The organism is Virgibacillus sp. Bac330 (genome assembly GCF_003667845.1).
In the GTDB taxonomy this organism is placed as follows: Bacteria; Bacillota; Bacilli; order Bacillales; family Amphibacillaceae; genus Virgibacillus; species Virgibacillus chiguensis.
In genome coordinates, this window is sequence record NZ_CP033048.1 from 3,680,379 (window position 1) to 3,704,321 (window position 23,943).

22 protein-coding genes and 1 CRISPR repeat array are annotated in these 23,943 nt (G+C 36.9%); of the genes, 5 read left to right on the plus strand and 17 right to left on the minus strand.

Annotated features, from left to right (window positions below):
• Positions 1–185 precede the first annotated feature (185 nt).
• Positions 186–1,832 carry a DcuS/MalK family sensor histidine kinase gene (gene dcuS, locus D9780_RS17090; protein ID WP_121640948.1) on the plus strand — a complete coding sequence of 549 codons (1,647 nt, stop codon included), beginning with the start codon at positions 186–188 and terminating at the stop codon, positions 1,830–1,832.
• Positions 1,804–2,520 carry a response regulator gene (locus tag D9780_RS17095; protein WP_073008101.1) on the plus strand — a complete coding sequence of 239 codons (717 nt, stop codon included), beginning with the start codon at positions 1,804–1,806 and terminating at the stop codon, positions 2,518–2,520. Before dcuS ends, D9780_RS17095 begins: the two co-directional genes overlap by 29 nt.
• Positions 2,521–2,745: 225 nt before the next feature.
• On the opposite strand, the gene D9780_RS17100 is transcribed toward D9780_RS17095, so the two are convergent.
• The 7 genes from D9780_RS17100 to D9780_RS17130 form a co-directional block, all read right to left on the minus strand.
• The gene (locus D9780_RS17100) at positions 2,746–4,200 is read right to left on the minus strand and encodes a DASS family sodium-coupled anion symporter (protein WP_073008121.1); all 1,455 of its coding nucleotides are present in this window, start codon (positions 4,198–4,200) and stop codon (positions 2,746–2,748) included.
• 253 nt (positions 4,201–4,453) lie between these two features.
• On the minus strand, positions 4,454–5,620 hold the full coding sequence (locus tag D9780_RS17105) for a TraB/GumN family protein (protein WP_121640952.1): 1,167 nt from the start codon (positions 5,618–5,620) through the stop codon (positions 4,454–4,456).
• Between the two features lie 549 nt (positions 5,621–6,169).
• Positions 6,170–6,976, minus strand: a complete 807-nt coding sequence (locus tag D9780_RS17110) for a PTS system mannose/fructose/sorbose family transporter subunit IID (protein WP_121640954.1) — start codon at positions 6,974–6,976, stop codon at positions 6,170–6,172.
• A 1-nt stretch (position 6,977) separates the two neighbouring features.
• Positions 6,978–7,769, minus strand: coding sequence for a PTS mannose/fructose/sorbose/N-acetylgalactosamine transporter subunit IIC (locus D9780_RS17115; protein WP_073008130.1), 792 nt, complete (start codon positions 7,767–7,769; stop codon positions 6,978–6,980).
• Positions 7,770–7,793: 24 nt separating this feature from the next.
• The gene (locus tag D9780_RS17120; protein WP_073008133.1) at positions 7,794–8,279 is read right to left on the minus strand and encodes a PTS sugar transporter subunit IIB; all 486 of its coding nucleotides are present in this window, start codon (positions 8,277–8,279) and stop codon (positions 7,794–7,796) included.
• Between the two features lie 16 nt (positions 8,280–8,295).
• Positions 8,296–8,691: a PTS sugar transporter subunit IIA gene (locus D9780_RS17125; protein ID WP_073008136.1), complete on the minus strand. Its 396-nt coding sequence runs from the start codon at positions 8,689–8,691 to the stop codon at positions 8,296–8,298.
• A 582-nt stretch (positions 8,692–9,273) separates the two neighbouring features.
• Positions 9,274–11,004, minus strand: a complete 1,731-nt coding sequence (locus D9780_RS17130; protein WP_121640955.1) for a class I mannose-6-phosphate isomerase — start codon at positions 11,002–11,004, stop codon at positions 9,274–9,276.
• A gap of 695 nt (positions 11,005–11,699) precedes the next feature.
• On the opposite strand from D9780_RS17130, the gene D9780_RS17135 reads away from it, so the two are divergent.
• The gene (locus D9780_RS17135; RefSeq protein ID WP_240458719.1) at positions 11,700–12,413 is read left to right on the plus strand and encodes a GntR family transcriptional regulator; all 714 of its coding nucleotides are present in this window, start codon (positions 11,700–11,702) and stop codon (positions 12,411–12,413) included.
• Between the two features lie 347 nt (positions 12,414–12,760).
• Here D9780_RS17135 and D9780_RS17140 read toward each other — a convergent pair whose 3' ends face one another.
• The 3 genes from D9780_RS17140 to D9780_RS17150 all read right to left on the minus strand — a co-directional run bounded on the left by D9780_RS17140 (position 12,761) and on the right by D9780_RS17150 (position 15,034).
• On the minus strand, positions 12,761–13,045 hold the full coding sequence (locus tag D9780_RS17140) for a phospholipase (protein ID WP_121640957.1): 285 nt from the start codon (positions 13,043–13,045) through the stop codon (positions 12,761–12,763).
• A 202-nt stretch (positions 13,046–13,247) separates the two neighbouring features.
• Positions 13,248–13,814: a maltose acetyltransferase domain-containing protein gene (locus D9780_RS17145; protein ID WP_121640959.1), complete on the minus strand. Its 567-nt coding sequence runs from the start codon at positions 13,812–13,814 to the stop codon at positions 13,248–13,250.
• Positions 13,815–14,020: 206 nt separating this feature from the next.
• Positions 14,021–15,034, minus strand: coding sequence for a YeiH family protein (locus D9780_RS17150; RefSeq protein WP_121640962.1), 1,014 nt, complete (start codon positions 15,032–15,034; stop codon positions 14,021–14,023).
• A 116-nt stretch (positions 15,035–15,150) separates the two neighbouring features.
• On the opposite strand from D9780_RS17150, the gene D9780_RS17155 reads away from it, so the two are divergent.
• Positions 15,151–16,044, plus strand: a complete 894-nt coding sequence (locus D9780_RS17155; RefSeq protein WP_121640964.1) for a LysR family transcriptional regulator — start codon at positions 15,151–15,153, stop codon at positions 16,042–16,044.
• Between the two features lie 69 nt (positions 16,045–16,113).
• Here the strand turns inward: D9780_RS17155 and D9780_RS17160 are convergent, their stop codons facing one another.
• Complete coding sequence (locus D9780_RS17160) at positions 16,114–17,040, minus strand: DsbA family protein (protein WP_121640965.1); 927 nt, start codon at positions 17,038–17,040, stop codon at positions 16,114–16,116.
• Positions 17,041–17,222: 182 nt separating this feature from the next.
• Between D9780_RS17160 and D9780_RS17165 the strand changes: the two genes are divergently transcribed.
• Positions 17,223–17,783 (plus strand): TetR/AcrR family transcriptional regulator, encoded by a 561-nt coding sequence (locus D9780_RS17165; protein ID WP_121640966.1) that lies wholly within the window; start codon positions 17,223–17,225, stop codon positions 17,781–17,783.
• Positions 17,784–17,841: 58 nt separating this feature from the next.
• Positions 17,842–18,340: a CRISPR direct-repeat array (repeat unit 32 nt; unit sequence ATTTCAATCCACGCACCTATGAAAGGTGCGAC).
• A 169-nt stretch (positions 18,341–18,509) separates the two neighbouring features.
• Here the strand turns inward: D9780_RS17165 and cas2 are convergent.
• The 6 genes from cas2 to cas5c are packed head-to-tail and all read right to left on the minus strand — an operon-like array spanning position 18,510 to position 23,918.
• Entirely contained in the window at positions 18,510–18,800 is a 291-nt protein-coding gene (gene cas2 / locus D9780_RS17170) for a CRISPR-associated endonuclease Cas2 (RefSeq protein WP_073008164.1), read from the minus strand.
• A 7-nt stretch (positions 18,801–18,807) separates the two neighbouring features.
• The gene (gene cas1c, locus D9780_RS17175) at positions 18,808–19,839 is read right to left on the minus strand and encodes a type I-C CRISPR-associated endonuclease Cas1c (RefSeq protein WP_121640967.1); all 1,032 of its coding nucleotides are present in this window, start codon (positions 19,837–19,839) and stop codon (positions 18,808–18,810) included.
• Complete coding sequence (gene cas4, locus D9780_RS17180; RefSeq protein WP_121640968.1) at positions 19,836–20,492, minus strand: CRISPR-associated protein Cas4; 657 nt, start codon at positions 20,490–20,492, stop codon at positions 19,836–19,838. Before cas4 ends, cas1c begins: the two co-directional genes overlap by 4 nt.
• Positions 20,482–21,327, minus strand: a complete 846-nt coding sequence (cas7c, locus tag D9780_RS17185) for a type I-C CRISPR-associated protein Cas7/Csd2 (RefSeq protein WP_121640969.1) — start codon at positions 21,325–21,327, stop codon at positions 20,482–20,484. The genes cas4 and cas7c overlap by 11 nt, the downstream gene beginning before the upstream one ends.
• Positions 21,324–23,207, minus strand: a complete 1,884-nt coding sequence (gene cas8c, locus D9780_RS17190; RefSeq protein ID WP_121640970.1) for a type I-C CRISPR-associated protein Cas8c/Csd1 — start codon at positions 23,205–23,207, stop codon at positions 21,324–21,326. Before cas8c ends, cas7c begins: the two co-directional genes overlap by 4 nt.
• Positions 23,208–23,918: a type I-C CRISPR-associated protein Cas5c gene (gene cas5c / locus D9780_RS17195; protein ID WP_073008178.1), complete on the minus strand. Its 711-nt coding sequence runs from the start codon at positions 23,916–23,918 to the stop codon at positions 23,208–23,210. It abuts the gene before it with no gap.
• Positions 23,919–23,943: the final 25 nt, after the last annotated feature.

The following is a 23,943-nucleotide window of genomic DNA, read 5'->3' on the forward strand; positions in this document are numbered from 1 at the left end:
TCTTTCCATTAACGGAGCCTTCTTCTTCCACATTCATTGTTAGGCAACGAACAAAGGCATTAGCTACTGTTATCTTTCTTCAACATACTGAAGCCGACTTTAGAGGATAAAATCAATTCATGTGCCACTGCATATAAAGTCCTATATAATAATGAAAAGAGCCATTTTACTGCGAGGGAAAACGAATGAAAAAACGATCTCCCATCAAACAAGGCAGAGCCATGAAGCTGCAAACCTCGATTACATTGTTAATTATTTTCATTGTTTCATTGTCTGTCATTATCATGAACGGGTTTTTTAGTAAGTATATCACAGAAAATACAAAAGATACGATTTCCCAAAGGTTATACACTATATCTCGCCTCGTTGCACAGTCTGACCTTGTGATAGAGGGTTTGCAAAACGAAAAGCAACGAGCTAATATTCAGGAATATGCGAATGAATTAAAAGCGTTATCAAATATCGGTTTTCTGGTCGTTCTAGATATGAATCTAATTCGCTTATCCCACCCTATCCCATCTGAAGTTGGAAAATCTTTTTACAACCGAGAAGACGCTAAACCTTCACTTGGAGGACAAGAATATACTTCCATTGAAAAAGGACCACTCGGGCTAGGTATGCGTGTGTTTACGCCAATTAAGAATGAACAAAACAAACAAATCGGCGTCGTTGTAGCCGGATTATCAATGGATAAAGTGGAAGATCAAATTGAAGAAGGGCAGCGCATGATTCTATTAGGAGCTATTTTCCAACTTCTGCTCGGTGTAATTGGCGCCTACTTCATTAGTAAATACGTAAAAAAAATATTGTTCGGAATGGAGCCTGTAGAAATTGCTCAGTTAACGAAGGAACGTGACACGATGTTAGAGTCTGTCAAAGAAGGGATTTTAGTAGTCAATCAGTCTGGTGAAATTACACGCGTTAACCAACAAGCATTAAAACTTATGGCGTTAACAGAAGAATTGGAATTAATCGGTCGACCTGTAAGAAATTATATGCCTACATTACAACAGACCATTCAGACAGGAATAGCTTCCGAGAATGGAGAAGCCCTCTTTTACGGAAAAAAAATATTATTAAACTGTTCTCCCATTTATATTGACGACAAAATTGTAGGCGGCATCGCTACTTTTCGGGATAAAACAGAGGTGCAGAAACTATTGGATGAGATGGTAGGAATTAAAAACTATACAGAGGCTTTACGAGCGCAATCCCATGAATTCAAGAACAAGTTACATGTTATTTTAGGCATGCTTCATTTAAAAGAATATAAAGAATTAGAAACGATGATTCCGAGTATGGTAGATCAATTTGAGGAAGAAGTTGGCTATATTTTGCAACGATTGAAACATCCAGCATTAGCAGGGTTTTTAATCGGAAAAATGAGCAAAGCAAGAGAAAGTAATATCACCTTTGAATTAGAAGAAAGCAGCTTTCTAAAAGAGGAATTTACTGCACCAATCGTCCATGAATTAATTACTATTTTAGGAAGTTTAATCGAAAATGGTTTTGAAGCAGTTTTAACAGCCAACAGCAAACATAAAACCGTTAAACTTTTCCTTTATTCCAAAGATCAAACCATTCATATTAAAATAGAAGATAATGGACCAGGAATAGCAAAGAATCATCTCAACAATCTTTTTGATAAACAATTTTCCACGAAAGGAGGGGATCGAGGCTATGGACTGTTTCTTACATATCAAACTGTGCAAAAACTTCAAGGCAAGATAAACGTTTCAACTAGGGCAGGAAACGGAACTGTATTTAACATTACACTAGCAATACCAATGGTGAGGGATGACAATGATCAACGTACTAATCGTAGAAGATGATGCTATGGTATCTCATATTAACGCTATATACTTAAACCAAATAGAAGGTTTTCACCTTGAAGGGCAGGTCGCATCTGTAGCTGAAGCGAGGGACGTTATTAAACAGCAACCGATAGATCTCATTTTGCTCGATATTTATATGCCGCAACAAACAGGGCTTGAATTATTGAGCTATATTCGTAAATATGAAAAAGGCATTGATGTGATTATCATTTCAGCAGCATCGGATACGGATAGCATACAGTATGCTTTACAAAATGGGGTGTCTGATTACATTATTAAACCTTTTCAATTTGAGCGATTTCAGCATGCGCTCTTAAGCTATCAAGAAAAACAACGAATCGTAAAAGAAAAAAAGCAACTGAGCCAATCGGAATTAGATCAATTACTTGGAGGGGATTTGCCTGAAAGAGATAATGAACAGCCTGCGTTACCAAAAGGGTTAGCTCCAGAAACGCTGTCGCAAATATGGGATTGTACGCAAAATTTTGGCGATAATGGATTTTCAACCGAACAATTAGCTAATGAAGTTGGCATGTCACGAATTTCTATTCGTAAATATCTATCTTTTTTGAAACAGCAACATGTTATTACATCATATATTGCCTATGGCAATGTCGGACGACCATTAACCATGTATAAGTGCTTGCCACATCGACAAGCTTTGATTGCAACATACTTAGAATAAGCTTACATCATAGGAGAACAACCCTGTAATAAAGCAACATAAGATGAGGAGAAACATATTACGCACGCATCGAATTTCCGTTGGAGGTTTATTTTAGCAGGAAAACAAAGTCTTATGGCGAAAGACTTTGTTTTCTTATACTACAGACCTTTCAACTATTATACTTTCCCACGAACAAGGTGAAATTTACCGATTCGTTACACCTTCAGAAACACTTCCCATTGTTTACAATAATCCGACCCATTGCCAATACGTTGCACTAAATAAGATAATGAAAAGATAACCGATTACCGTTATTGGTATACCAGATTTTAATAATTGTTTTGTTGTAAAGGTTTCTGTTCCATATGCAAGCATATTTTGTGGTGCGTTCACAGGAAGTAAGAAACCGAAACTAATTACGAATTGCATGATGAGCACAAGTCCAGGTCCATTGAATGATGTCGATTCCATGCCTGTTACTAGTGCAATAACAATCGGGATTAACGCAGATGCCAAACTGGTTGCACTCGCAAATCCTAAATGAATGAGAATATTAAATAATGCTAAGATAGCTACAATAGCTACAATTGACATGCCAGCTAACCCCATTGCTTCAAATGTGTTAGAAGATAACCATGTAGCTGCTTCTGTGCTTAATAACACCATTCCGAGTGATATTCCGGTTGCGAATACGACCAACGTTCCCCAAGGAATCTTTGCTTGCACTTCTTTCCACGTAAAGATACCTACTTTAGGAAGTAGCATGATCGCAACAGCAATAATGGTAACTGTAGTTGAATCTAGCGGATGAAAGATGCCTTCCGTAGACCATAAGAACAACAATGCAACGGAAATAGATATTAATCGCCACTCATTTGGCTTCATTTTCCCTAACGCTTGAAGCTGAGATTGAATGCTATCGCCACCAGCAAGGTTCGTTTCTTCTGGTTTGATCAGCTTTGTCATGACGAAAAACAACATGACAGACATTAATATTGACCATGGAGCAGCATACATGAACCATTTCCCCCAAGCTACATCCATACCAAATTCCGATTGCATAAATCCTAACGCTACCATATTTTGCGCAGCAGCTGTTTTAATTCCAACATTCCAGATGGAAATGGACTGAACAGCAGTAATAACTAATAATGCCGCAAGCTTACTCTGCTTTGTTAAACCAAATGCGGCGACGATTCCTAATAATATTGGAATAATAGTACCTGCTCGCGCTGTCGCACTTGGAACAAATAGTGCAAGTACAAAGCTTACAGTAATCGTTCCTATTACTAAACGGCTTGGTTTGGTACCTATTTTAGACATAATAAACAACGCAATTCGCTTGTGTAGTCCTGTAATCTCCATAGCAGCCGCCAAAAATAGCGCTCCTGCAACTAGCCCCACAGCTGTTGAGCTAAAACCTCCAATTGCCATTCCTAAGGCTTCTTTTGTCCCGTACATGATGGTGGGATCTTCTATGGTAGGAGATAACCCAACTAAGACAGCTAACCAACTAATAATCATTACTGCACTTACCGGATAAGGCACTGCTTCTGTCACCCACAAAACGACCGCAAACGCCAAAACTGCAAGCACCCTTTGCCCGACAAGCGGAAGTGAATCAGGGTTTGGTAATAATAAAATAATGAATAAGACAAGAAAAGCTAAACCAATACCAATCCAATTTTTCCGGTTCATAATACCCTCTCCCTTCTTCTTTCTCACCTTTATTGTAAGACATTTCACCCACATGTAAGCGATGACATTTGTTGCGAAACACTTTAATTAGTTACATAATTCACATTCTATTCAAACTTTTATATAGCGCAAATAACCTAACAGCACCATGAATCACTGTTAGGTTATTATGAACACTATTATAAACCTAGCTATATTGACTGAATTAGTTAATGAAAACGCAGCTAATCGTACTTTTAGGTAAGGGCTATCGTTATAAATTTTCCAAAAACACACGAATGACGTCAACGCCGCCAATAAATGTACCTAAAGAGCTACCGAGATTAGCTAGTACTACAATCAGTAACACCCTCGTCACTTTATTACGCCAAAACCCTTTAATCGTAAATACATCTTCAGACAAATTCTCAAAATCACGAACATGCGGTCTTTTTACATATGCTTGCACGAAGCCAGCAAACCAGCCCGCTGCAAGTAAAGGATTTAAAGAAGTGATCGGAGCAACGAGTAATGCCGTTAAAATAGTAAGCGGATGCCCTAACGCAATCAATGCACCGAATGCTGATAATCCGCCATTCCAGATGACCCAGCTTACTGTTTGTTCCCAACCAGCTTGTGGATTAGCATAAAACGTATACGCAATAATTGCCAAAATAAGGATCGGAATCGACCAACCGATAATTTTAGGCAGTTTTGATTTAGGAGGCAACTCTCGTAGTTTATTTAAATTATGATCCTTTTGTATTTGTTCCTTTATCCCCGGTACATGAGCGGCACCAAGCACAGCAACGACCTTTTCCCCGGGTGCATCTTTAATTTTTTGCGCTAAATATTGATCTCTTTCATCGATAAGCGGTTTCTTTAGCTTTGGGAACGTGTCTGTAAACTCTTGCAACACCGTATGAATCGTGTCTTGTTGCTTCATTTTTTCTAATTCTTCCTCAGAAATTGTCTCTTTACTAAAAATGCTCGCAATCACTTGCGTTAACAACATCGCTTTTCCTTTTAATCCAATATTATTCCATATTCTTGCAAAGGTGATTTGTATATTACGATCTGCTAACACAAGTTCTGCATTTGCTTCTTGTGCAGAATCAATCCCTTGAATCATTTCTTGGCCAGGGTTAATACCAAACTGCTTTGCCATTCGTTTTTGAAAAGATGAGATGGCTAAATTCATTAACAATAAAGAAGCTTTCTTCTCTTTTATCACTTTAAATATATCCATGTTTTTCCACTTGTTATCATCTTTGATGGATTGATACCGTTGTTCATCAAGCTCTACACATACTGTATCTGGTTTTTCGACTTCAATTACTTCTTTTACTTGTTCCGCACTATGTTTAGAAACATGAGCCGTTCCAATTAGAATATATTCCTTATCGTTCAAATATATCCGTGTAACATTGTCCTCTGTCATATATTCCCTTCCTTTACTCCCAACATGTAAACTAATTTTATTATACGTGAATTATACCTCTATTGGAAGTTCAAGGGAAATCGATTTATTCCATAAAAATTTGGTGAAATTACATCATAATGCTTAAAACTCACAGTTTATTAGAAAAAGGACACTTTTTTGATCATATGTAACAGAATATAAAATCAAAACAGAAATACAACTTAGGTAGCTACGTATATGCAATAAAACAGTGGATATACACTTAACTTCCATGATGGTTTTTATAGTACAAAGTAAGCAACTTACTATTGCCGAAGAAGTTAAGATTTCCGTCTTTAGCAACGAAGTGTATATCCACTGAGAGCTAAAGGCAACAATTTTTTTAATCTTTTTCCAAATAAGAGACTGTATAAAAGGTAAAAAATGGCGTGCAGTCCTCACCAATAACAGACAGACTAATTCATCTTTTTCATGGTACATCGCTACATTATAAAGTGACATAAGGAACTAGTTGTAGCCAACTATTTCACATAAAGAAATTCGAATCCCCATTTAAAACCCGAAGACCTAAAACACATTCAATAACACACCAGCAATGGATACTACGATTAAAAATAACAGTACTTTAGTTGCACTCCATTTTCTCTTAGAGATCAAATACCAGCAAACCAAAACGGCAATAAGAGGTAACAACTTAGGGAAAAATCCATCGAGCGTTTTTTGGAATTCTAATACTTCCTCACCATTTGGGATTTGTAAAATGGTATTTAATTTTACAAAAGAGGCAGCTAAACCACCTACCACCATGACACCCAGTAAAGTGAATGCGCTTCTTAATCTTTCTGAGTTGGCTCCTAACAATTCATCAACAGCTTGAACTCCCATTTTATAACCACGCATATATAATAAATACGATACGGTTAAAATGATAGATAGATACCCTAGAATGTAAACAAAAACCCCTACCGGATTTCCATTAGCCGAAATTCCCATTCCTATAGATAGTAATATTGGAATGATAATACCCTGAATAATCGAATCACCCATTCCAGCAATTGGCCCCATTAATCCAGTTTTGACACTATGAATCATCTCATCGTTAACTTCTTTGCCGTTAGCCCTTTCTTCTTCAATTGATGCTACAACACCATTCACTAAACTTCCTACTTGTGGTTCGGTATTGTAAAAAGCCGTATGTCGTTCCAAAGCTTGCTTATAAGCTTCTGGATCATCTTTATATAATTTCTTTAAAATCGGTATCATGGAATGTGCAAAACCATTTGCTTCTAATTTTTCAAAACTCATAGAAGATAAATGGAACATAGCCCAGCTTCTCCAACCTCTTTTTAAATCTTTTTTATCTAATTTCGGCATTTTATATCACCCCATCATCATCTGTTTCAATTTGTGATTGACCTAAGCTAAGAAAAACGATATAAGCTATTAATACACCAAACACTGTTAGCGCAATCATACTATCCGTAAAGAAAACGATAATGACAAATCCTGTGAGAAAGAAAATTAATTGTTTGTTTTCTTTTATAAGCAGATTCATTAATAAAGCTATTCCTAAAGCAGGAAGTAGTCCACCCAACACGGTCATAATTTGAGTTACATCTTTTGGGATAATATCTAAAACTCTTGTTATAAATCCTTGTCCAAAATAAACAGCAAGTGTTATAGGCACTACCCTAAGGACAAAGTTCAACAATTGTGGATATACGGCGTTGTTATATATAATCTTGGTTGCATTGCCTTCAGCGGCCGCTTTTTCCGTTCTTTTATTCCACACTGAATTTACAATCATCATTAAATTGTGCAGGATTAACCCTAGCGTTCCAATACCGACAGACAACGTAACAGCAACGCCAGTATCTGCGTTTGATAAAAGACCAAGGGCTATCCCACCATATGCCGCATAAGTTATTTCTGAATTTTGTGTACCTCCTGTACTAATGGTTGCTATAAAAGCAGCCTGAACAGCTACACCTAGAATTATTCCGGTGGTAACATCTCCTAAAATCAGACCAATGATCAAACCTGCTACTAATGGTCTTCCTACAACGTAATAACCACCGGTAACACCCATTAACCAAGGAGATGATACAGATCCCAAATAACAAAATATACCTATCAACAATCCTTGTATTAATAATAGTAGATCCATATTCATCTTTCCTTCCGTTTAAAATTAGAAGTTCTGTTTAACTTTCGACCATTTAACAGCTTTTTCATCTGGAATTAACTGAAATTGGATGGTCTTTCCATGATTCTCTAAAAAATCAAAAGCCGATTTATCTTCTTCTGATATAGTTACATTTTTGGCTACTGTTTTTCCACCAGATAATGCACTAATTGGGCCAACATTAATATCAGTCCCAAAATCACCACCTGATTCTACGATTTCTCGCAATGTTACAGGTGTTTTAACAATTAAAAAATAATTCTTTTTTGATTCTCTAGCTTTTTTAATTTTCTCTATACTTTCATTCACGGTAAATACGCCAACTTTAATTTCTGCTGGGGCCGCATTTGTAAATATCTTTTTTTGGATCGGGTCTTGAGCAATGCTATCATTAACTATTAAAATTCCATTACAAGGCTTAAATCTAGACCATCTAGCTACTATTTGCCCATGTATAACTCGATCATCAATCCTAACTAATGTAATTGCCATTTTCATCTACTCCATTCTATATTTCAATAATTTCAATTGTTTGGAAGCAAGTTTGTTTCACAAAATCTGTTAATTCAGAGATGCTTTTCATAAAGCCTGTACCATTTATAATTTCTAAATAGGTTGGTAAATTTACTCCTGCTATAATAGCAAGATTATTTTTATAAGTTAACGCATATTTTATGCTTTCATTACAAGGAGTTCCGCCTTTTATATCACATAAAATAACGACCTCATCATATTCTTCAGTCATCACATTTAATTTCTCTTCCAGCCTCGCAGCGAAATCACTAACACCTTTATCGTCTAGCGAGATGTGACTGACATTATCCTGTTGTCCTGTAATCATTTCACCTGTTTTAATTAAAGCCTCGCAAAAAGGCCCATGAGAAGTTACTAATATTCCTATCACTTAATCACTTCCTTTTTTACTATTAAGAACGTTACAAATTATGGTCTAGAGTTAAGACATAATCCAAGTTTTTACGATAATTATTACTTTTGTCACAGGAAGCAATGATATTTATATTCCATTCGCCGTGTAACAAAGTGTAGCGCTTTATTCGAATACCAACGACCTTTTCACCTCAACCCCCCTTTCATCATATTGTTATAACTTTATAAAGTTATAATAACATTATTTTAAAACGCTTTCTATTGTTTTTTGTTACAGTATTGTTACAACTATTTTCTGATACTTCTTTATATAGCTTGTCTTTTGTGTCACAAAGATATGCAACAACTTATACAGTGTGACTATTTTTTCTCTATCCGACCTTACGTTCACTTTGCCCATTTAGTTTGCACAACATAGATAAGACGAAACGCAACGTACCATCGAAATCACGACCCAAAACCCACCTCATTCAGTAAGAGGTTTTTTCACCTCCTACTGAATATGTCGTATTGGTATAATCTAGGCCATGTAAATGAATAGGCATATAGATGCTGTCACTAAAAAAACTTACAAAAAGCGATAAGATTCATACCATTATCATCTAATAAACGCTTTTATTGTTCCTACTGTTCTTCCCACACTTGGACCATGAGGAGCAATTTTATACTGCTTCACACATTCAGGGACAATAAATGTCTCACCGTAATGAATAACAAAAGGTTCAAATGATGCATTAACACTTGTAACAATAATTTCCTCACCCTCAACAAGCGTTAAGACATTGACACTGTCTTGTGTTTCATGCATCACTTCTGATGAAAACCAATGACGTCTTGTCTCAATAGGTTCTCTTATATGAAGCCCTGTTTTTTCTTCTGTCCAACCGTCGCCCTCTGCGACTTTAACTACTTGGTTACTGACTTCCTTCTCAACCCAGTCTTCATCTCTAGAGATATCAATATTTTTCTCCCCATGCTCTAAATGAATTGGTCTCGGCTTGCCATCTAAATCCACTCTCTCCCAATCCCACAATTTAAAAGTAAAACGATTAGGGGTAGAGCTAATTTCTAAAACAACACTATTCTTACCACTACAATGAATTGTTCCAGCTGGTATAGAGTAATGGTCATGTTTCTTTATTTTTTTACGATAAATAAAATCTTCATCCGGAAATCGCTTACCTTCTTCCTGAGATGATTTTAAGGCATCTACTAGAGACTGCTTTTCAACTCCGTTTTTTACACCTAAATAAATAACAGCATCATCTTCAGCCTCTAAAATGTAATAGCTTTCATCTTGAGTATAGTGCAGCCCAAATGTTTCTTGAGCATATTCCACCTTTGGATGCACTTGCAAACTTAAATTGTCGCCACCCATTGTGTCCAAATAATCAAATCGAATTGGAAAGCTTGTTCCATACCTTCCATATACTTTTTCCCCTAGTAACGAAACTGGTCGTTGGTAAACGATATCATTAGCGGGTATTTCAAACTTTTCTCCGTTTATGCCAAGATATATACTGTTCTCTTCAGGAACACAATCGAAGCACCAAGCTAAATTTATTTTATCTTTTGCTACATTAAATTTTTCTTGCATCCATTTGCCGCCCCAAACCCCAGAATCAAAATAAGGAACTAAGCGAAATGGTCTTTGAACCACCTGTGACAAAGCCATCTGATAGTCATGTCCTGCTATCATTTTAGGCTGGTTCTCTTCGTTAACATCTAACATAAAATCAACTTTATCAAATAGACTCTTCTTTAACTTGTCCGCAATTCTCCAGTCAAAATAGTAAGCACGTTTTACCTTACGAAGCGTTTCCTCCTCCCAGTTATTCGCCCTCCAATTACAAACTTTCTTAGCTCTATATCTTAATTGAATTTCCCATCTTGCTAAGTTTGTATAAAGCAATAAATCAGAAGGAGCTACTAAAGATGCGCCCACTCCATAAATAACAATTCTTTTATCTTTAGCTTTATTAATTTTATCCAATGTTTTATTAAATTTTTCTCCGTCTATAAAATCAGCTAAAGCATGATTGCTCATAACCCCAAATACACGATCGTCTGTTAAATGATCTTGTATTTTAACAGTAATTTCCTCACTGGATAAAAAGATTTCATCAGCATGAATGATTAGGTCTGGTTTGAGCTGATTTATTAACTGCTCCAATTCTTCTTCCAAGGTTCCTGGGTAACATTCTATTGTAATAACATTAGCTTTTCTTTGTTTTATGGCATCATCTACTTTTTTCCATATTTCATCATATCCAGTGTATAGATCAATGCCTCCCTTCATATCAATCTGAGGATATAAATCATAAGCCATACTAACTGCTCCCTTCTTTACTCCATTGTATTAATGTTATAACCATATAACATTAAGGTAAATAATATCAGACTTAACTATAGGTTGCAATAGATATTATATTTTTTTGTAAACCCACCTAAATTATTCATATCTTTAATTTGGGAGTAAAAAATATATTAACAGCAGAAATTTAAAGGAAATGACTTCTAAAAGCAAAGGAAGTGCAAACAATATTTGACGTAGTGGTGTTCTTCCGTTTTTAGAAAAACTTGGCTTGTCACCAAGTCGTTCTCGCGTTAGCCGTAGTTTTACCTTTCTTATAGTGTAAAGAACGCCACTCGTCACCCGCTATCCTCTATGTTGAAGCTGTAGGTTTTCTTATACTATCAGGCCCGATCTCGAGGCACTATAAAAATGGATGTGTGGGTGGGATGGAACAAAACCTTACCATAAAGGGCGTTGAAAGCTACTCTTTCTTATGGCGACAGCATATATATTCGAGTAAGAATAATCCCTAATAATGGTATTTTTCTTGCAAAGTCTCTGTTTTGGTTTGGCGTATTTGCCCCTATATTTCCTTATTTGATAAAACATTTAGTTACATATATGTTTTTGGTAAATATTTCTGGCCTTTTCATGTATTTTGTATGAACTATACCACTCAATATGATATAATGTTATAACAATACACCATATTGATAGGAGGAAAAATTTTGGCTAGTAATGCAATCCCCTTATACGTTCAAATTGCAGATCGTTTGCGAGATAATATTAAAATGGGGAAATGGAAAGAAGGGAACAAAATCCCCACCGAAGTGGAATTGTGTAAAATATATGATGTGAGTAGAATTACAATAAGAAAGGCAATCGATGAATTGGTGAAAGAAGATTTGCTCCGTCGTCAAAGGGCTAAGGGAACCTTTGTAACCGATTTCGTTGAACCTTCAGATAATTTCACCGTTGTAAAAAGCTTCACAGAAGAGATGAGAGAATTAGGGGAAAAAGCACGGACAATGGATGTCAAATTAGAGATAACCGATGCTGATAAAAAACTTGCGATGTACTTAAACATGAATATCGGTGATAAGGTAATGATTTTAAAAAGAATCCGAGGAGATTCGAAACAAGCCTTTGTTTATTCGGTATCATACTTTAAAAAGCATGAAAATTTCTCTTTAGATCCCAATGATTATTACGATTCTTTTTACTCATACCTTCACCAACACGGCATTCAAGTGAAAGATAATAGTGAAGTTGTAGAAGCTGTACTACCTAATTATGAAGTACGAACAGCATTAAGTATCAACAAACATGAACCTGTTTTAAAACGAACACGCTTCACTTCATGTAAACCCCAAAATTTTTATGAATACACAATAAACTACTATATCGGGAAGTCCTATAAATATTACTTAGACTTCAATTAAAAGTTATCGAAGAGGTTCAACCAACCCTCAAGTGAAGCTTTATAGGATTATAATTCATGACTAAGAACATTTTCCTTCTATCTTAAGGGAATATGACTCAAGCAAGATAACATTTATTTCAGACGAGATAGCGGCAGGTTGATACAACCTTAAAACTGGTGATAGAAACAGTTATATAGTATTCCGAAAGAGTGACTGATCTTAAGATAAAAATGGATGTTTTCAGCTAGTTAAATAACAAAATTAGCCTTTTTTAAAAAAACATCCTATGCGATCAAACTTCTCCTAGAACAGTCTACTCTTTTATAGGGGCTTTGAACATTCCATGGTTATTAACTGGGACCATATTACATTTTTCTAAACCCACACGTAAATAAGCTTTGGTATCTCATGTAATGATACATGGTACGTGCATGCCTCCCCTTTACAGTTGTAGGATCTATTTTCAACTGCATCTGCTCGAGAAATGCTTGATCACATTTACAACGATCTCCAGTACGTCTATAACACAAATCATGTTCCTTGCAAATTGCATCTACATCATTTATAGGTTCACCCGGACCACTGCATCCAGGACCACACCAACGGTATCCGCCCGGGAAACAGAAGGCTGCCTTACGCTGTCTCCGCATTGTAAAAAACCCCCTCCCAAAAAGCTTTTACAATACTATATTCCAGTGTGCATCCATTAGCCGCTGCGAATGCCCTGTACTTTTCATTAAAAGAGTATCATCAACACTTTTTTTATTAAAATTGTTCCTCTTTATACTTAAACAATCGTTTCTTTTATACGATAAGGCGCCATAATGTACTCATTATAGCGCCTGGAACATTTTATAAATGATTATCAATTTGCTTTAACACTCTAGCTGGATTTCCACCAACGACCGTATTTGCGGGAACATCTTTTACTACGATCGAACCTGAGGCAATGACAGCATTATCGCCAATATGTATGCCTGGATTAATAATCGCACGCCCACCAATCCAAACATTGTCGCCAATTGTTACAGGCTTTCCATACTCCCTCCCGGCATTTCTTTCATCCGCTTTTAAGGGATGTGTCGCTGTATAAATATGTACTCCTGGAGCCAGCATACAGTTATCGCCGATTTTAATTTCACAAACATCTAACATGACACAATCAAAATTAGCGTAAAAATGATTGCCTACATGAATGTTATATCCGTAATCACAACACAATGTTGGCTCGATGTACAGTTCATTTCCCGTAGAACCAAATAAATCTTGTAACAACTCCTTACGTTTTGCTAGCTCCGTTTCTATGGTTTGATTAAACAGCCGCGTTTTCATTCGGCAAGTTTCTCGATCATGAACAAGTATTGGATCAGCTGGATTGTATAATTCACCTTTAATCATTTTTTGTTTTTCTGATGTCATTTACGGTAGCTCCTCGCTGTCTTTTGCTTTTATTATACTATAGGAAAGTCTAAAGGTTTATCATATAAAAAAACGACAGTGTTTTTTCGCTATAAAACTTGGCAACAAGCCTATTTTTTCTACTCATCCATGATTCACATTCGATATAATCGATACCAACTTCATGAAACGTTAAAAAGCTATATTTTTACGACTGAATTCATGTTTTAATTTAGCTGAAATAGCATGACGAGTGAGTACCCTAATACTACAAGCAAAACAGATCCAACAACCCCCGCTGCAAAAGACTTCATTCCAAGTCTTCTAAACGTCTTTAAATCAACATTCAAGCCAAGACCTGCCATCGCCATGGCAATAAGCAAATAGGCAGTAGCAACAATCAAATCCGCAACAGATTGTGATACAATGCCAAGTGTATTAAATCCACTCATTGCAAGAAAACCTAAGATAAACCAAGGAATAATGGACATCGATACTTTTTTACCCGTTTCTTCCCCACCTCGCTGAAACAAGTAACCGACGACAATCACAACCGGAACTAATAATGCCACTCTCGTTAATTTAACAATAACAGCTAAATCGACAGCTTCACTTCCGGCAACATCAGCCGCTGCTATTACATGTGCTATTTCATGCAGTGTAGCACCTGTAAAAATGCCATATCCAGTCGGTGATAAATGTAACATCGTATAAATGACACTGTAAATTAACGTAAACAGTGTTCCTAACACTGCAACTGTAGCTGCACCAACAGCTGTCTCATCATCTTTTGCTTTTACTTGTGGTGCAACCGCAACCACTGCTGCAGCACCACAAATCGCTGTCCCACATGCTGTTAAAATCCCTAGTCGTTTGCCTACTCCAAACCACCTTGTTAAACCGTAGACAACAAATAAAGTAAATACTAAACAAATAGTAGCAATCATAAATACACTTATTCCCGCTTCATAGATATCTACTAGGTTGAGTCGCATACCTAATAAAATAATTCCGAAACGAAGTAGCTTTTTATTAGAAAATGTAACTCCTTTTTGGAGATGACTTGGAACACCAACTACCTGCTTCCACAGCATACCTATAATAATAGCAATAACAAGCTGACCCATAATCGATAAAAAAGGCAGTTTCGCAACATAATTAGCTATAATAGCAATGATTAATGTAATGCCTATTCCTTGAATAAATGCAAGACGTCCCGTTCTCTTTTTTTTATTCTCCATCACATTCACTTCCTTTTCTCTCTCCCTTTTACTTTACCGAACGATATATTATTAGTAAAATACATATAAATAATCGTTATTATTATTTTTATTAATAAAAAAAAGGGGATGGCGACATGTATTATGATGCATTACGTACTTTCATTACTTTGGCAGAAGTAAAGAATTTCACCAAAACAGCGCAAGTCTTGCACATATCGCAGCCAAGTGTCAGCTTACATATAAAGAATCTGGAACGTGAACTAGCAACAGAACTAGTAGTTCGTTCCCGAAAATCATTGCAACTATCACCAACAGGGGAAATCTTGTATGAACGCGCCAAGCAAATATTGAAGATTTATGAACAAACCAAACGTGATATATTAGAACAACAAGAAGTCGTAAAAGGTAGGTTAAAGATAGGTGCCAGCTTTACGATTGGGGAGTATATGTTGCCAGCTTTACTTGCAGATGTACATATAGCTTATCCCGGCCTTGAATTGGAAATAGTTATTGGCAATACAGAAGAAATTGTCCAGCAAACAAAACATTTTCAAGTGGATATTGGACTTATTGAAGGGCAAACGAGCGATAAAGAATTAGCCGTATGCCCGTTTATGGAAGATGAATTATGGATTGTTGCACCTCATCAGCATAAATTAGCAAATAAGGCGAAAGTAACTACTTCAGATTTACAAAGCCAAGCATGGATTTCTCGCGAGGAAGGGTCGGGGACACGGGAGTATTTAGAACATGTCATTCGCTCCAACGGGTTAAAAGTGGAATCCATTATCACCATTGGTAGTAATCAAGGGGTAAAGGAAAGTGTTATTAATGGGATGGGACTTTCTTTACTTTCTTACAGTGTGATTGAGAGAGATGTTCAATTAAAACAACTCGCCATTTTGCAGATGGAAGACATGCATTTCAAACGGACATTTTCCTATGTTTATTCACCTATTATGAAAAACAAGCGAAACGTAGCCACTTTTATCAAGATGTTGCAGCAGAAGTGGCCTTATGATAATTAACACGCATAACAGCATGCAGTAGGATGGTCTTGCTACCTCCTACTGCAATACTAACATCCACAAAGGCATCTATAACTCTATACTAGATAAGTACGTCTCTCCTAAAATTTCTTTCATCTGATATTGGTTTGTAGGTAGCTCTTTTTTTACAAAATCAGGGAAATCAGTCGGAGATAAATCATACATTTCCTCAACTTCCTTCGCGAATAAGAGCTTTTCCTCCTGTAACAAAGTGGGCAGGGAAGGTCGTCTCTCTGCTTTTAAATCCTCCACACCTATCACTTTCTGTAATCCAGCAATATAATTATTCAGCTCTCTAGCACCTACTATTTTAACTCCTTTATTTTCTTCATTCATCATAATGATTGTAGGGAAACCTCTGACACCTAAACTTGCCGCAAGCTGAAAATCTTCATTCAATAACTGTTGCGCACGAGCAGACCCAGCTTCATCAACGATTGTTTCTCCATCCAATCCCATTCTATTTACAATGTCAACAAGCACGGAGCGTTCAGAAACCGTTTGATTCAACGCAAATACAGCTTCTCGAACTCGACGCAGATATACTTCCGCTAATGCTTCACTCTGTTTTTGAATGACTTTATACACACGGGAAGGAGGGTAGGACGATTGAACAGGGTTATCGTACCAAAGTGTACCGTCAATTGGCATTCGACTATGCTCACCAACTTCTTTCCAATGTAAAGCTACATCTTCTGGCTTAGAAATGCCATTCTTATGGTCGCCAAACCCTTCCCATTTCTCCAATAACCCTCCCATTACAACTCGAACATTAACATACGAACCATATTGCTTCACAAATCTGCGAAGAACAGGTTCTAATGCCCAACAGTGTGAACAGATAGGATCCGTTACATAGTACAAATCAATTGAATTATCCGGTTGGCCGAAATCCATTATTTCCATTTCTTTGTCTTCAACCTCACCGCACACGCCCGTCTCTAAATCACAGATCATTTGATCCTTGTTTGACATATTTGAAAACCTCCTCGTTTAAAAAACTATCTATGAACATTTTCCTCAACTCATGAAGGTACGTGAGTTGCTTTCTATTCGTATTGTAGTACATAATTTAATTCATTAGTATCGATATTTCGTTGGATATGTTGCTTATCCAACACTATTAATAATTTGTTGAAAAAGAGGTGGAAAAATATATGAGTAACCCAAACACAGATCCTCGAATGCGTCGGACACGAAAATTAATTATGGATTCTTTCATCACGCTTTCTAATAAAAAAGAATTTAAAAATATCACAGTTACGGATATTACGAATGAAGCAACTATTAATCGAGCTACTTTTTATTATCATTTTGAAGATAAATTTGATCTGTTGGAGCAGGCTTTAGAAGAGGGATTAATAACAAATATCACTTTTGATTTAAGTGATTATGAAGCAATCAATGAAGATATGATTATTAGTACTTTTATTGCTATTACTAACTTTTGGAATTCATTGGCTCACCGCTGCCAATCAGGCTATGAGGATACCATATCTCGTATCATTATAGATAAATTAACGAACATATTTTTTCCCATATTATTAAAGCAGCACTCCATTTCTGAAAGTTCCGCCTTAAAAAACACGGCCATCATGCTAAGCTGGGGGATGTATGGCGTTTCTGTTGAATGGCGAACAAACCGTCAACAATCGAGAAAAGCATTTATTCAACCAATCATTCCTTACATTCTCCTTGGGGTTAACAAAAAGCAATAAGATGGAAAATAAATGGTTCATCTCCTAAAATAACGGGACGTGTTTAATGCATGCTGGGAAGATATATATCGCACCTATGAAAGATGCGACACCTATTAGCAAGTCAAAAACGAAGATCGGGTCAATTTCAATCCACGCACCTATGAAAGGTGCGACTGTTTTTAGCGGAAAATGACAAGCCAACACGTAAAATTTCAATCCACGCACCTATGAAAGGTGCGACTTATTAATTTGAGTGGTGGAACTATTGTAGTTTCAATTTCAATCCACGCACCTATGAAAGGTGCGACGATGAAAAAGCTGATGAAGATGGATATTCCATTATATTTCAATCCACGCACCTATGAAAGGTGCGACCGAAAAATTAGAATACGACACTATCCAATAAGAGGTATTTCAATCCACGCACCTATGAAAGGTGCGACTGGGAAAGGGCGAAAAAGTTCGGCGCTAATCGCAATTTCAATCCACGCACCTATGAAAGGTGCGACAGTAACGCTTAATTTTTATTGCTTCTGTTAATGAATTTCAATCCACGCACCTATGAAAGGTGCGACTGCGATTTCTTCCTATAAAATTACTTTTTATGGAATTAAATGGGTTTTTATAATAGAGAATCCAGGTAATTTACATTTAAAACAGCTAAATTTTGTTAAAAACAAACTATATTTTCCACTTTTATTGGTGCGAATCCCCCGGGGATTTCATGTGCACTTAGGGTTCGCACTAAAAAATTAATGGATCTTCTAATTGAATGGTTTCCTTTGCCCCAACATGTTCTACCTTCGTTTTATAATTGTTCCCTAACCGATAAAAACGCAAACTATCTCTTTCCTCATCGATTAATTCTCTAAGTTCAATTTTTAATGTCGCAAATTGCATATCGTCAACAATACATTCAAAAACAGAATGCTGAACACGCTGACCATAATTTTGACATACTTTAGCTACTTTCCGCAATCGCTTTTGTCCACCATCACTTGACGTGTTTACATCGTATGTAACTAATACTAACATTTTATCCCTACTTCCACAAAAATGGTGGATACTCGTCTAAGTCTCCCCGTAGATAGCGTGCTAACAATAGTGATTGCGCATAAGGAACCAACCCCCACGTTATTTTTTCACCTAGATAAGGATGCGTCATCTTCTCTTGCTTTTTCGTTTGCCAAGCTGATAGAAACTTTTTCCTTCCATCATCCGTCATAATAACCGCACCATTTTCCTTATGTAGAAAATCTTCCTGTTTTATTGCTTTCTTATTCACCAATGAAATAACAAACCGATCGGCATAAATTCCCCTTAACTCTTCCATAACATCCAAGGCTAATGAAGCTCTTCCTGGACGATCACGATGTAAAAATCCAACATATGCATCAAGACCAACGGATTCTAGTGCTGCTGCCATATCATTCGCAAGTAGTGTATATGCAAATGACAGCATGGCATTCACCTTATCTAAAGGCGGTCTTCGTGAACGAGAATGAAAGAAAAAAACTTCTTTCTGCTGCAGTATCATTTGATCAAAAACCTTATTATAACTATACGCAGCCTGCCCTTCCCACCCTCTTAAGCTTTCTAAATCACGGCAAGCTCTTACTTCTTGCATCACATTTGATAATTGGGCTGACACTTCTTTAAACGCAGCTACATCGATTCGCAAAGGGTAATCCCGAGTCATCCGTTCAATCATCCACTTATGATTGAAAATTTTTCCTACAATAAAGTTGCGAGCTATTATAGCTGATTGGTCTTCGTCTTCAGAAAGCTGATATTGACGTTTTCTTAAAACAACATTTCCTTTACTCTCCCCAATTACTCTAGCAAGAAAACTTCCATTCATGGTCATGAAAACGATCGAGATGTTACGTTTTGCACAGTAACCCATTAATGCAGGACTTGCACCTGTATACCCAAACGATACAATGGATTCTAAATTATGAAGTGGCAATCTCGCTAATTTTTCTTGTTCCTTTAATAAGACAATATTGTCTCCATCCAGAGATAAATAAACATCGGCTTGCGTAATAAAAAGCGTGTTAAGAAGCTTCCTCATTCATTTATTTTCCCTTCAATATAACTTTTTACCAATCGTGTATTCATGAGCTTTGGCAAACATATATGCTGCAGTGAACAGCTTTTGCAAAAGGAACCTGTCTTCACTTTTGGCGTATGCCTTCTCTGATAATATTCATGCATCTCAGCCGTAATGTCTTTTACTCTTTGTCTAAGATAATCGGTAAAAGGAACTTCCACCCTGTGCTTGATCTCATGATAATACATAAACCCTTTTTCTATTTGACAGAGTAGCATCTCTTCTAAACATATCGCTTGAGCAGTTAATTGTAAGATGTCCGCATCATCTCTTTTCGGTCGCCCTCGTTTGTATTCCACAGGGAAAGGAAGATAACTTCCTTCTTCCCCGTGAATGTCAATACCCCTTTCATCTTGTATAAATTCAACGACATCGCAAATCCCGCTTATTTTTAACGTTTTCGACTTTACTGGCAAAGCTCTAATAATTAATTTATTGCCCCTCTTTTCACGTATCATCGGCTCGTCCGCTTTGCGATGTAAGTAATGTCCTTCAATTGTTTTCACGTTTTCTTCCCATTGTTGCTCAATATGGATTAGCGCCCATTGACGACGACAAAACTCGAAATGTTGAATCCCAGAAAGCATTAAAAAGTCTTCTTCTTTATTTGCCATCCAATACCTCTACAGGTAGCCCGTCCAATTCTTCAACAGTGATGGAATAGTCATCATAGCTCTTAGGAGATTCCACTTTCGGTTCAATTTTTACTGTTCTGTGTACTTTAGCTGATGAGTATTGCCCTAATTTAGAGTTATGTTCCCACCAATACACGTGGTGAACTTCCATACTTCCATCTGGCCTTGCTGATGATGCATCATTTTCGAACAAATTAATTAAAGCTTGTTTCAACTTCTCAGCATCTTTTGTGGAAAAACCTGTTTTTTCTGCTAATTGCGTATTAATACTCCCATAAAAAACATATAATCCAAAATCCACGCGATGCTTCATCCCCATCGTATCTGACCCTTTTTTATCCCCAGTAACGGAATTTACACTTTTTGTAATTTGCATACTTGTTATATCAACCGGATCGATACTTGTCGCAGTATGAACAGATACTGGACCTCGAACACCAACAGATACATCAGAACCTTTAAAAGCAAATACTTGCCCAAAACTACGTACATCAATCCATTCTTCACACGCTAATCTAGCAAACGTTTCATTATCTTTTGCTTTGGAAGCTTTATTAAGTTCTTCATGAGCATCTGCTCGCTCTTTTAAACTTTTATATTGGTCTACTTTATAATCATTCGATTGCACAAATACTTTCTCACCCATATCTAAAAAGCGATTTCTAATTTTACGCTTTAAGGCAACGTCAGAAATTTCTCCATGCCCATCGTAGTTTTGCCTAGGTCTATTTCCATTTAATGGATCTCCATTTGGGTTCGCATTGTTCACAGATACAACTACCGCAAAATCTATTTTATGATCTAATGTCGTCATTTCCCATTCTCCTCGCTATTATTTTCTACTGTCTTTTTTTGGTATAAATCCCTACGCTGACTATAAAACCCAAGTAAATATTTCCCTGACAACGGTTTGTCGTTGAAATCTTCTATCGTTAATTTCGAACCAACCTCATCAATTAAACTAGCTAGATAATTACCTCGTTTTCCAAGTCTCGCTTGATATGGCTGTATACTTTCCTGAAGCGTCTTCCAAGTACGAGCAGGATGTTTTGAAAAAGCATTCATATAACGAATCGCATTCGTAGCACGTGTCTCATCTTGATCCAGTGCCCTTCTTTCTAATACATCCGCTAACGCTAATAATCGGCCAAATAAATAATCACGATCATCCAATTCACGATCTAAAGCCACATCCATTCCCTCCCTTTTATTAATTAATGCACATGCGATACTTAACGTTTTTTCCCACTCCCATTTTTCCATCGCGACTGGGTTAGACGCCCGGTAAAATGTACTATTTACTATATCTGTCGGTATTTTCCTGTTATCAACAATACACGGTAGCATTCTTGACATTAAATCCTTCACGAATTTATCACTTGCTCGTGAACCATAAGCGGCGAATGCAATGTCTTTCGTTGCTGGCGCTCCAAAAAATTTCACAAACTTGCCATCCTCATTTTTGCGATAGCGATGTTCCCAAACACACGTAGCATGCCAATGTTCTAGTCTCTGTAAATACAATTCTTTATTCATATTTCGATAGTATAAGACTCCTAGTCTCCCAGTAGTAGCAGAGTCAAGAATTAAGATCGTTACATTAGATGTAATCGATACATCATGTTTGTAGCCTGCAAATGCTTTCGCCACTTCATTGGCAAAGTGATCTAATGTGTTTGTTTTGCTTTCCTCTACAACCGCTGCAGTTGGATGAATCGAAAACGTATCATCAATTGGCGTGACGGTTTGCAATTGGTCGTTTCCCCATACAAGAAAAACCCGTTCATCGATCATATAGCCTTGGCGTAAAATTAACCACTTCAAAGCATTATGCGCTTTTTGCGACACGTCATAACTAATACTTGCTGCTTCATAACTTTTATTAAATCGACCTCTAAACGTAAATCCAGCATCATCGTTTGCAGATATTAGTTTCGCTTTATCTGCAGCATGCCTTATTTTATTTGCGTGTCTTTCCGTACTTGCTTGCCATGTTCCGGTTAAAAAACAAATATCCTTTTCAACAACTAAATTATTATAATAATGAATAAACGATTCATAGATTTCTTTATCATCCCACACATTGGTTAAGTGTTTGCTTGGCGAGTATACATTAAACCGAACAAAAGCGCTCTCTTGTCCGCCAGTAATAGCAGAGAAAATAGTTGGTTTTTCACCATGTAAGCCTTCATATTTTTTATTCCACTTTCCGATTAACTGATCTTGTTCATCTAAAAAAAGGATGTTTGCTCCCACTAAATCTTTAATGAGTTGTTTCTTTTGTAAGTATGTAAAAATACTTTTTACCTTTGGATGCCCGTACGGTGATGTCACCCAATCTTCTAGTTGTTCTATGTAACTAGCAAATGGCTCTTCTTTTTTTATTTTTCCACCGTACTTTACAAAATCACCAGCAACATAGCTTAATTTATCGTGAAGTGGATAGGGTGCTACTTTAGATCCTGACCTACTTGCAGAGCTTTCCGTAGTAGGAATTAATGTATTCACTTTATCTAAAACAGTGGCTGAATGAAACTCTCCATCTTCCGTTACAGTGACTTCAATATGCGCATTTTGTGTCGTATGAGAAATCGGTAGTAATGTATAACTTTTATTGCCTCTTGTTTTTTCAATTTCACCGACACGATCCAAATTCGCTTCATACGTTTCATATAATTGGTGTAGCCAACTCATTTACTCACCTCCTATCTCATCAAGTAATGCATTAGCCGACTGTACATTGGTTTCATTGAATTGCTTTGCTTTCATCTTTTTTATTGGACGAGTGAGACTACATTCCTCAGGTCGTGGAAATGTGATGACGCCATGCTTCATCACAGCATTCCAAAGGCGAACTTCCATTTGGTTATCCCCTGTCTCATCTGGGTAATTCATTCCATGCACCATGGTCCCAAAATGAATTTCCTCATAATTGTCGTAAAATCCTTCTCCTTCACCAAACACGCACGGTTCAACATACGCTTGGCATTCTCTAGCACCAAGGAATACATCTCTTCTTCCGCCAGCTTTTAAAGCACGTTTCATAATGCTATAATGCTTGTTCTCATTTCGATCAAAAGCCATATCAGGACGATGAAGGTTAAACTCAAAATGCGCCCTTACTTGATATCTTGGCTGTTTTAAGTACGTATAGTTAGCTAACGTATTCCCACCTTTATATTCAATCGGGCGAATGCCTTTTGATTCCATTTGAATTGGGTTCATAATTCGTACAGCATCTACGACCATAACGATGGTCGGCTTCCAGTAGACGGACTCCACAATGCCTTTTAACGCTTGGTATGTAGGCACTTGATACGTCAATTTTTCCCCACCTATCTTCGTAAGCGGGTCGGTAAACAGGGCATAGTCTCCCCACACTTCAAATTCCATTGCATTTCGCATTCGTTCACCCCCTTTCAAAGCGTGT

Bases quoted from the DNA above. Each gene is read 5' to 3' on its own strand.
- D9780_RS17105 (WP_121640952.1), bottom strand. From the start codon at position 5,620: ATGACAGAGGACAATGTTACACGGATATATTTGAACGATAAGGAATAT.
- cas2 (WP_073008164.1), bottom strand. From the start codon at position 18,800: ATGTTAGTATTAGTTACATACGATGTAAACACGTCAAGTGATGGTGGA.
- cas7c (WP_121640969.1), bottom strand. From the start codon at position 21,327: ATGACGACATTAGATCATAAAATAGATTTTGCGGTAGTTGTATCTGTG.
- D9780_RS17165 (WP_121640966.1), top strand. From the start codon at position 17,223: ATGAGTAACCCAAACACAGATCCTCGAATGCGTCGGACACGAAAATTA.
- D9780_RS17155 (WP_121640964.1), top strand. From the start codon at position 15,151: ATGTATTATGATGCATTACGTACTTTCATTACTTTGGCAGAAGTAAAG.
- D9780_RS17110 (WP_121640954.1), bottom strand. From the start codon at position 6,976: ATGCCGAAATTAGATAAAAAAGATTTAAAAAGAGGTTGGAGAAGCTGG.
- D9780_RS17095 (WP_073008101.1), top strand. From the start codon at position 1,804: ATGATCAACGTACTAATCGTAGAAGATGATGCTATGGTATCTCATATT.
- D9780_RS17130 (WP_121640955.1), bottom strand. From the start codon at position 11,004: ATGGCTTATGATTTATATCCTCAGATTGATATGAAGGGAGGCATTGAT.
- D9780_RS17120 (WP_073008133.1), bottom strand. From the start codon at position 8,279: ATGGCAATTACATTAGTTAGGATTGATGATCGAGTTATACATGGGCAA.
- cas5c (WP_073008178.1), bottom strand. From the start codon at position 23,918: ATGCGAAATGCAATGGAATTTGAAGTGTGGGGAGACTATGCCCTGTTT.
- cas4 (WP_121640968.1), bottom strand. From the start codon at position 20,492: ATGGCAAATAAAGAAGAAGACTTTTTAATGCTTTCTGGGATTCAACAT.
- D9780_RS17140 (WP_121640957.1), bottom strand. From the start codon at position 13,045: ATGCGGAGACAGCGTAAGGCAGCCTTCTGTTTCCCGGGCGGATACCGT.
- D9780_RS17160 (WP_121640965.1), bottom strand. From the start codon at position 17,040: ATGTCAAACAAGGATCAAATGATCTGTGATTTAGAGACGGGCGTGTGC.
- dcuS (WP_121640948.1), top strand. From the start codon at position 186: ATGAAAAAACGATCTCCCATCAAACAAGGCAGAGCCATGAAGCTGCAA.
- cas1c (WP_121640967.1), bottom strand. From the start codon at position 19,839: ATGAGGAAGCTTCTTAACACGCTTTTTATTACGCAAGCCGATGTTTAT.
- cas8c (WP_121640970.1), bottom strand. From the start codon at position 23,207: ATGAGTTGGCTACACCAATTATATGAAACGTATGAAGCGAATTTGGAT.
- D9780_RS17150 (WP_121640962.1), bottom strand. From the start codon at position 15,034: ATGGAGAATAAAAAAAAGAGAACGGGACGTCTTGCATTTATTCAAGGA.
- D9780_RS17115 (WP_073008130.1), bottom strand. From the start codon at position 7,769: ATGGATCTACTATTATTAATACAAGGATTGTTGATAGGTATATTTTGT.
- D9780_RS17100 (WP_073008121.1), bottom strand. From the start codon at position 4,200: ATGAACCGGAAAAATTGGATTGGTATTGGTTTAGCTTTTCTTGTCTTA.
- D9780_RS17145 (WP_121640959.1), bottom strand. From the start codon at position 13,814: ATGACATCAGAAAAACAAAAAATGATTAAAGGTGAATTATACAATCCA.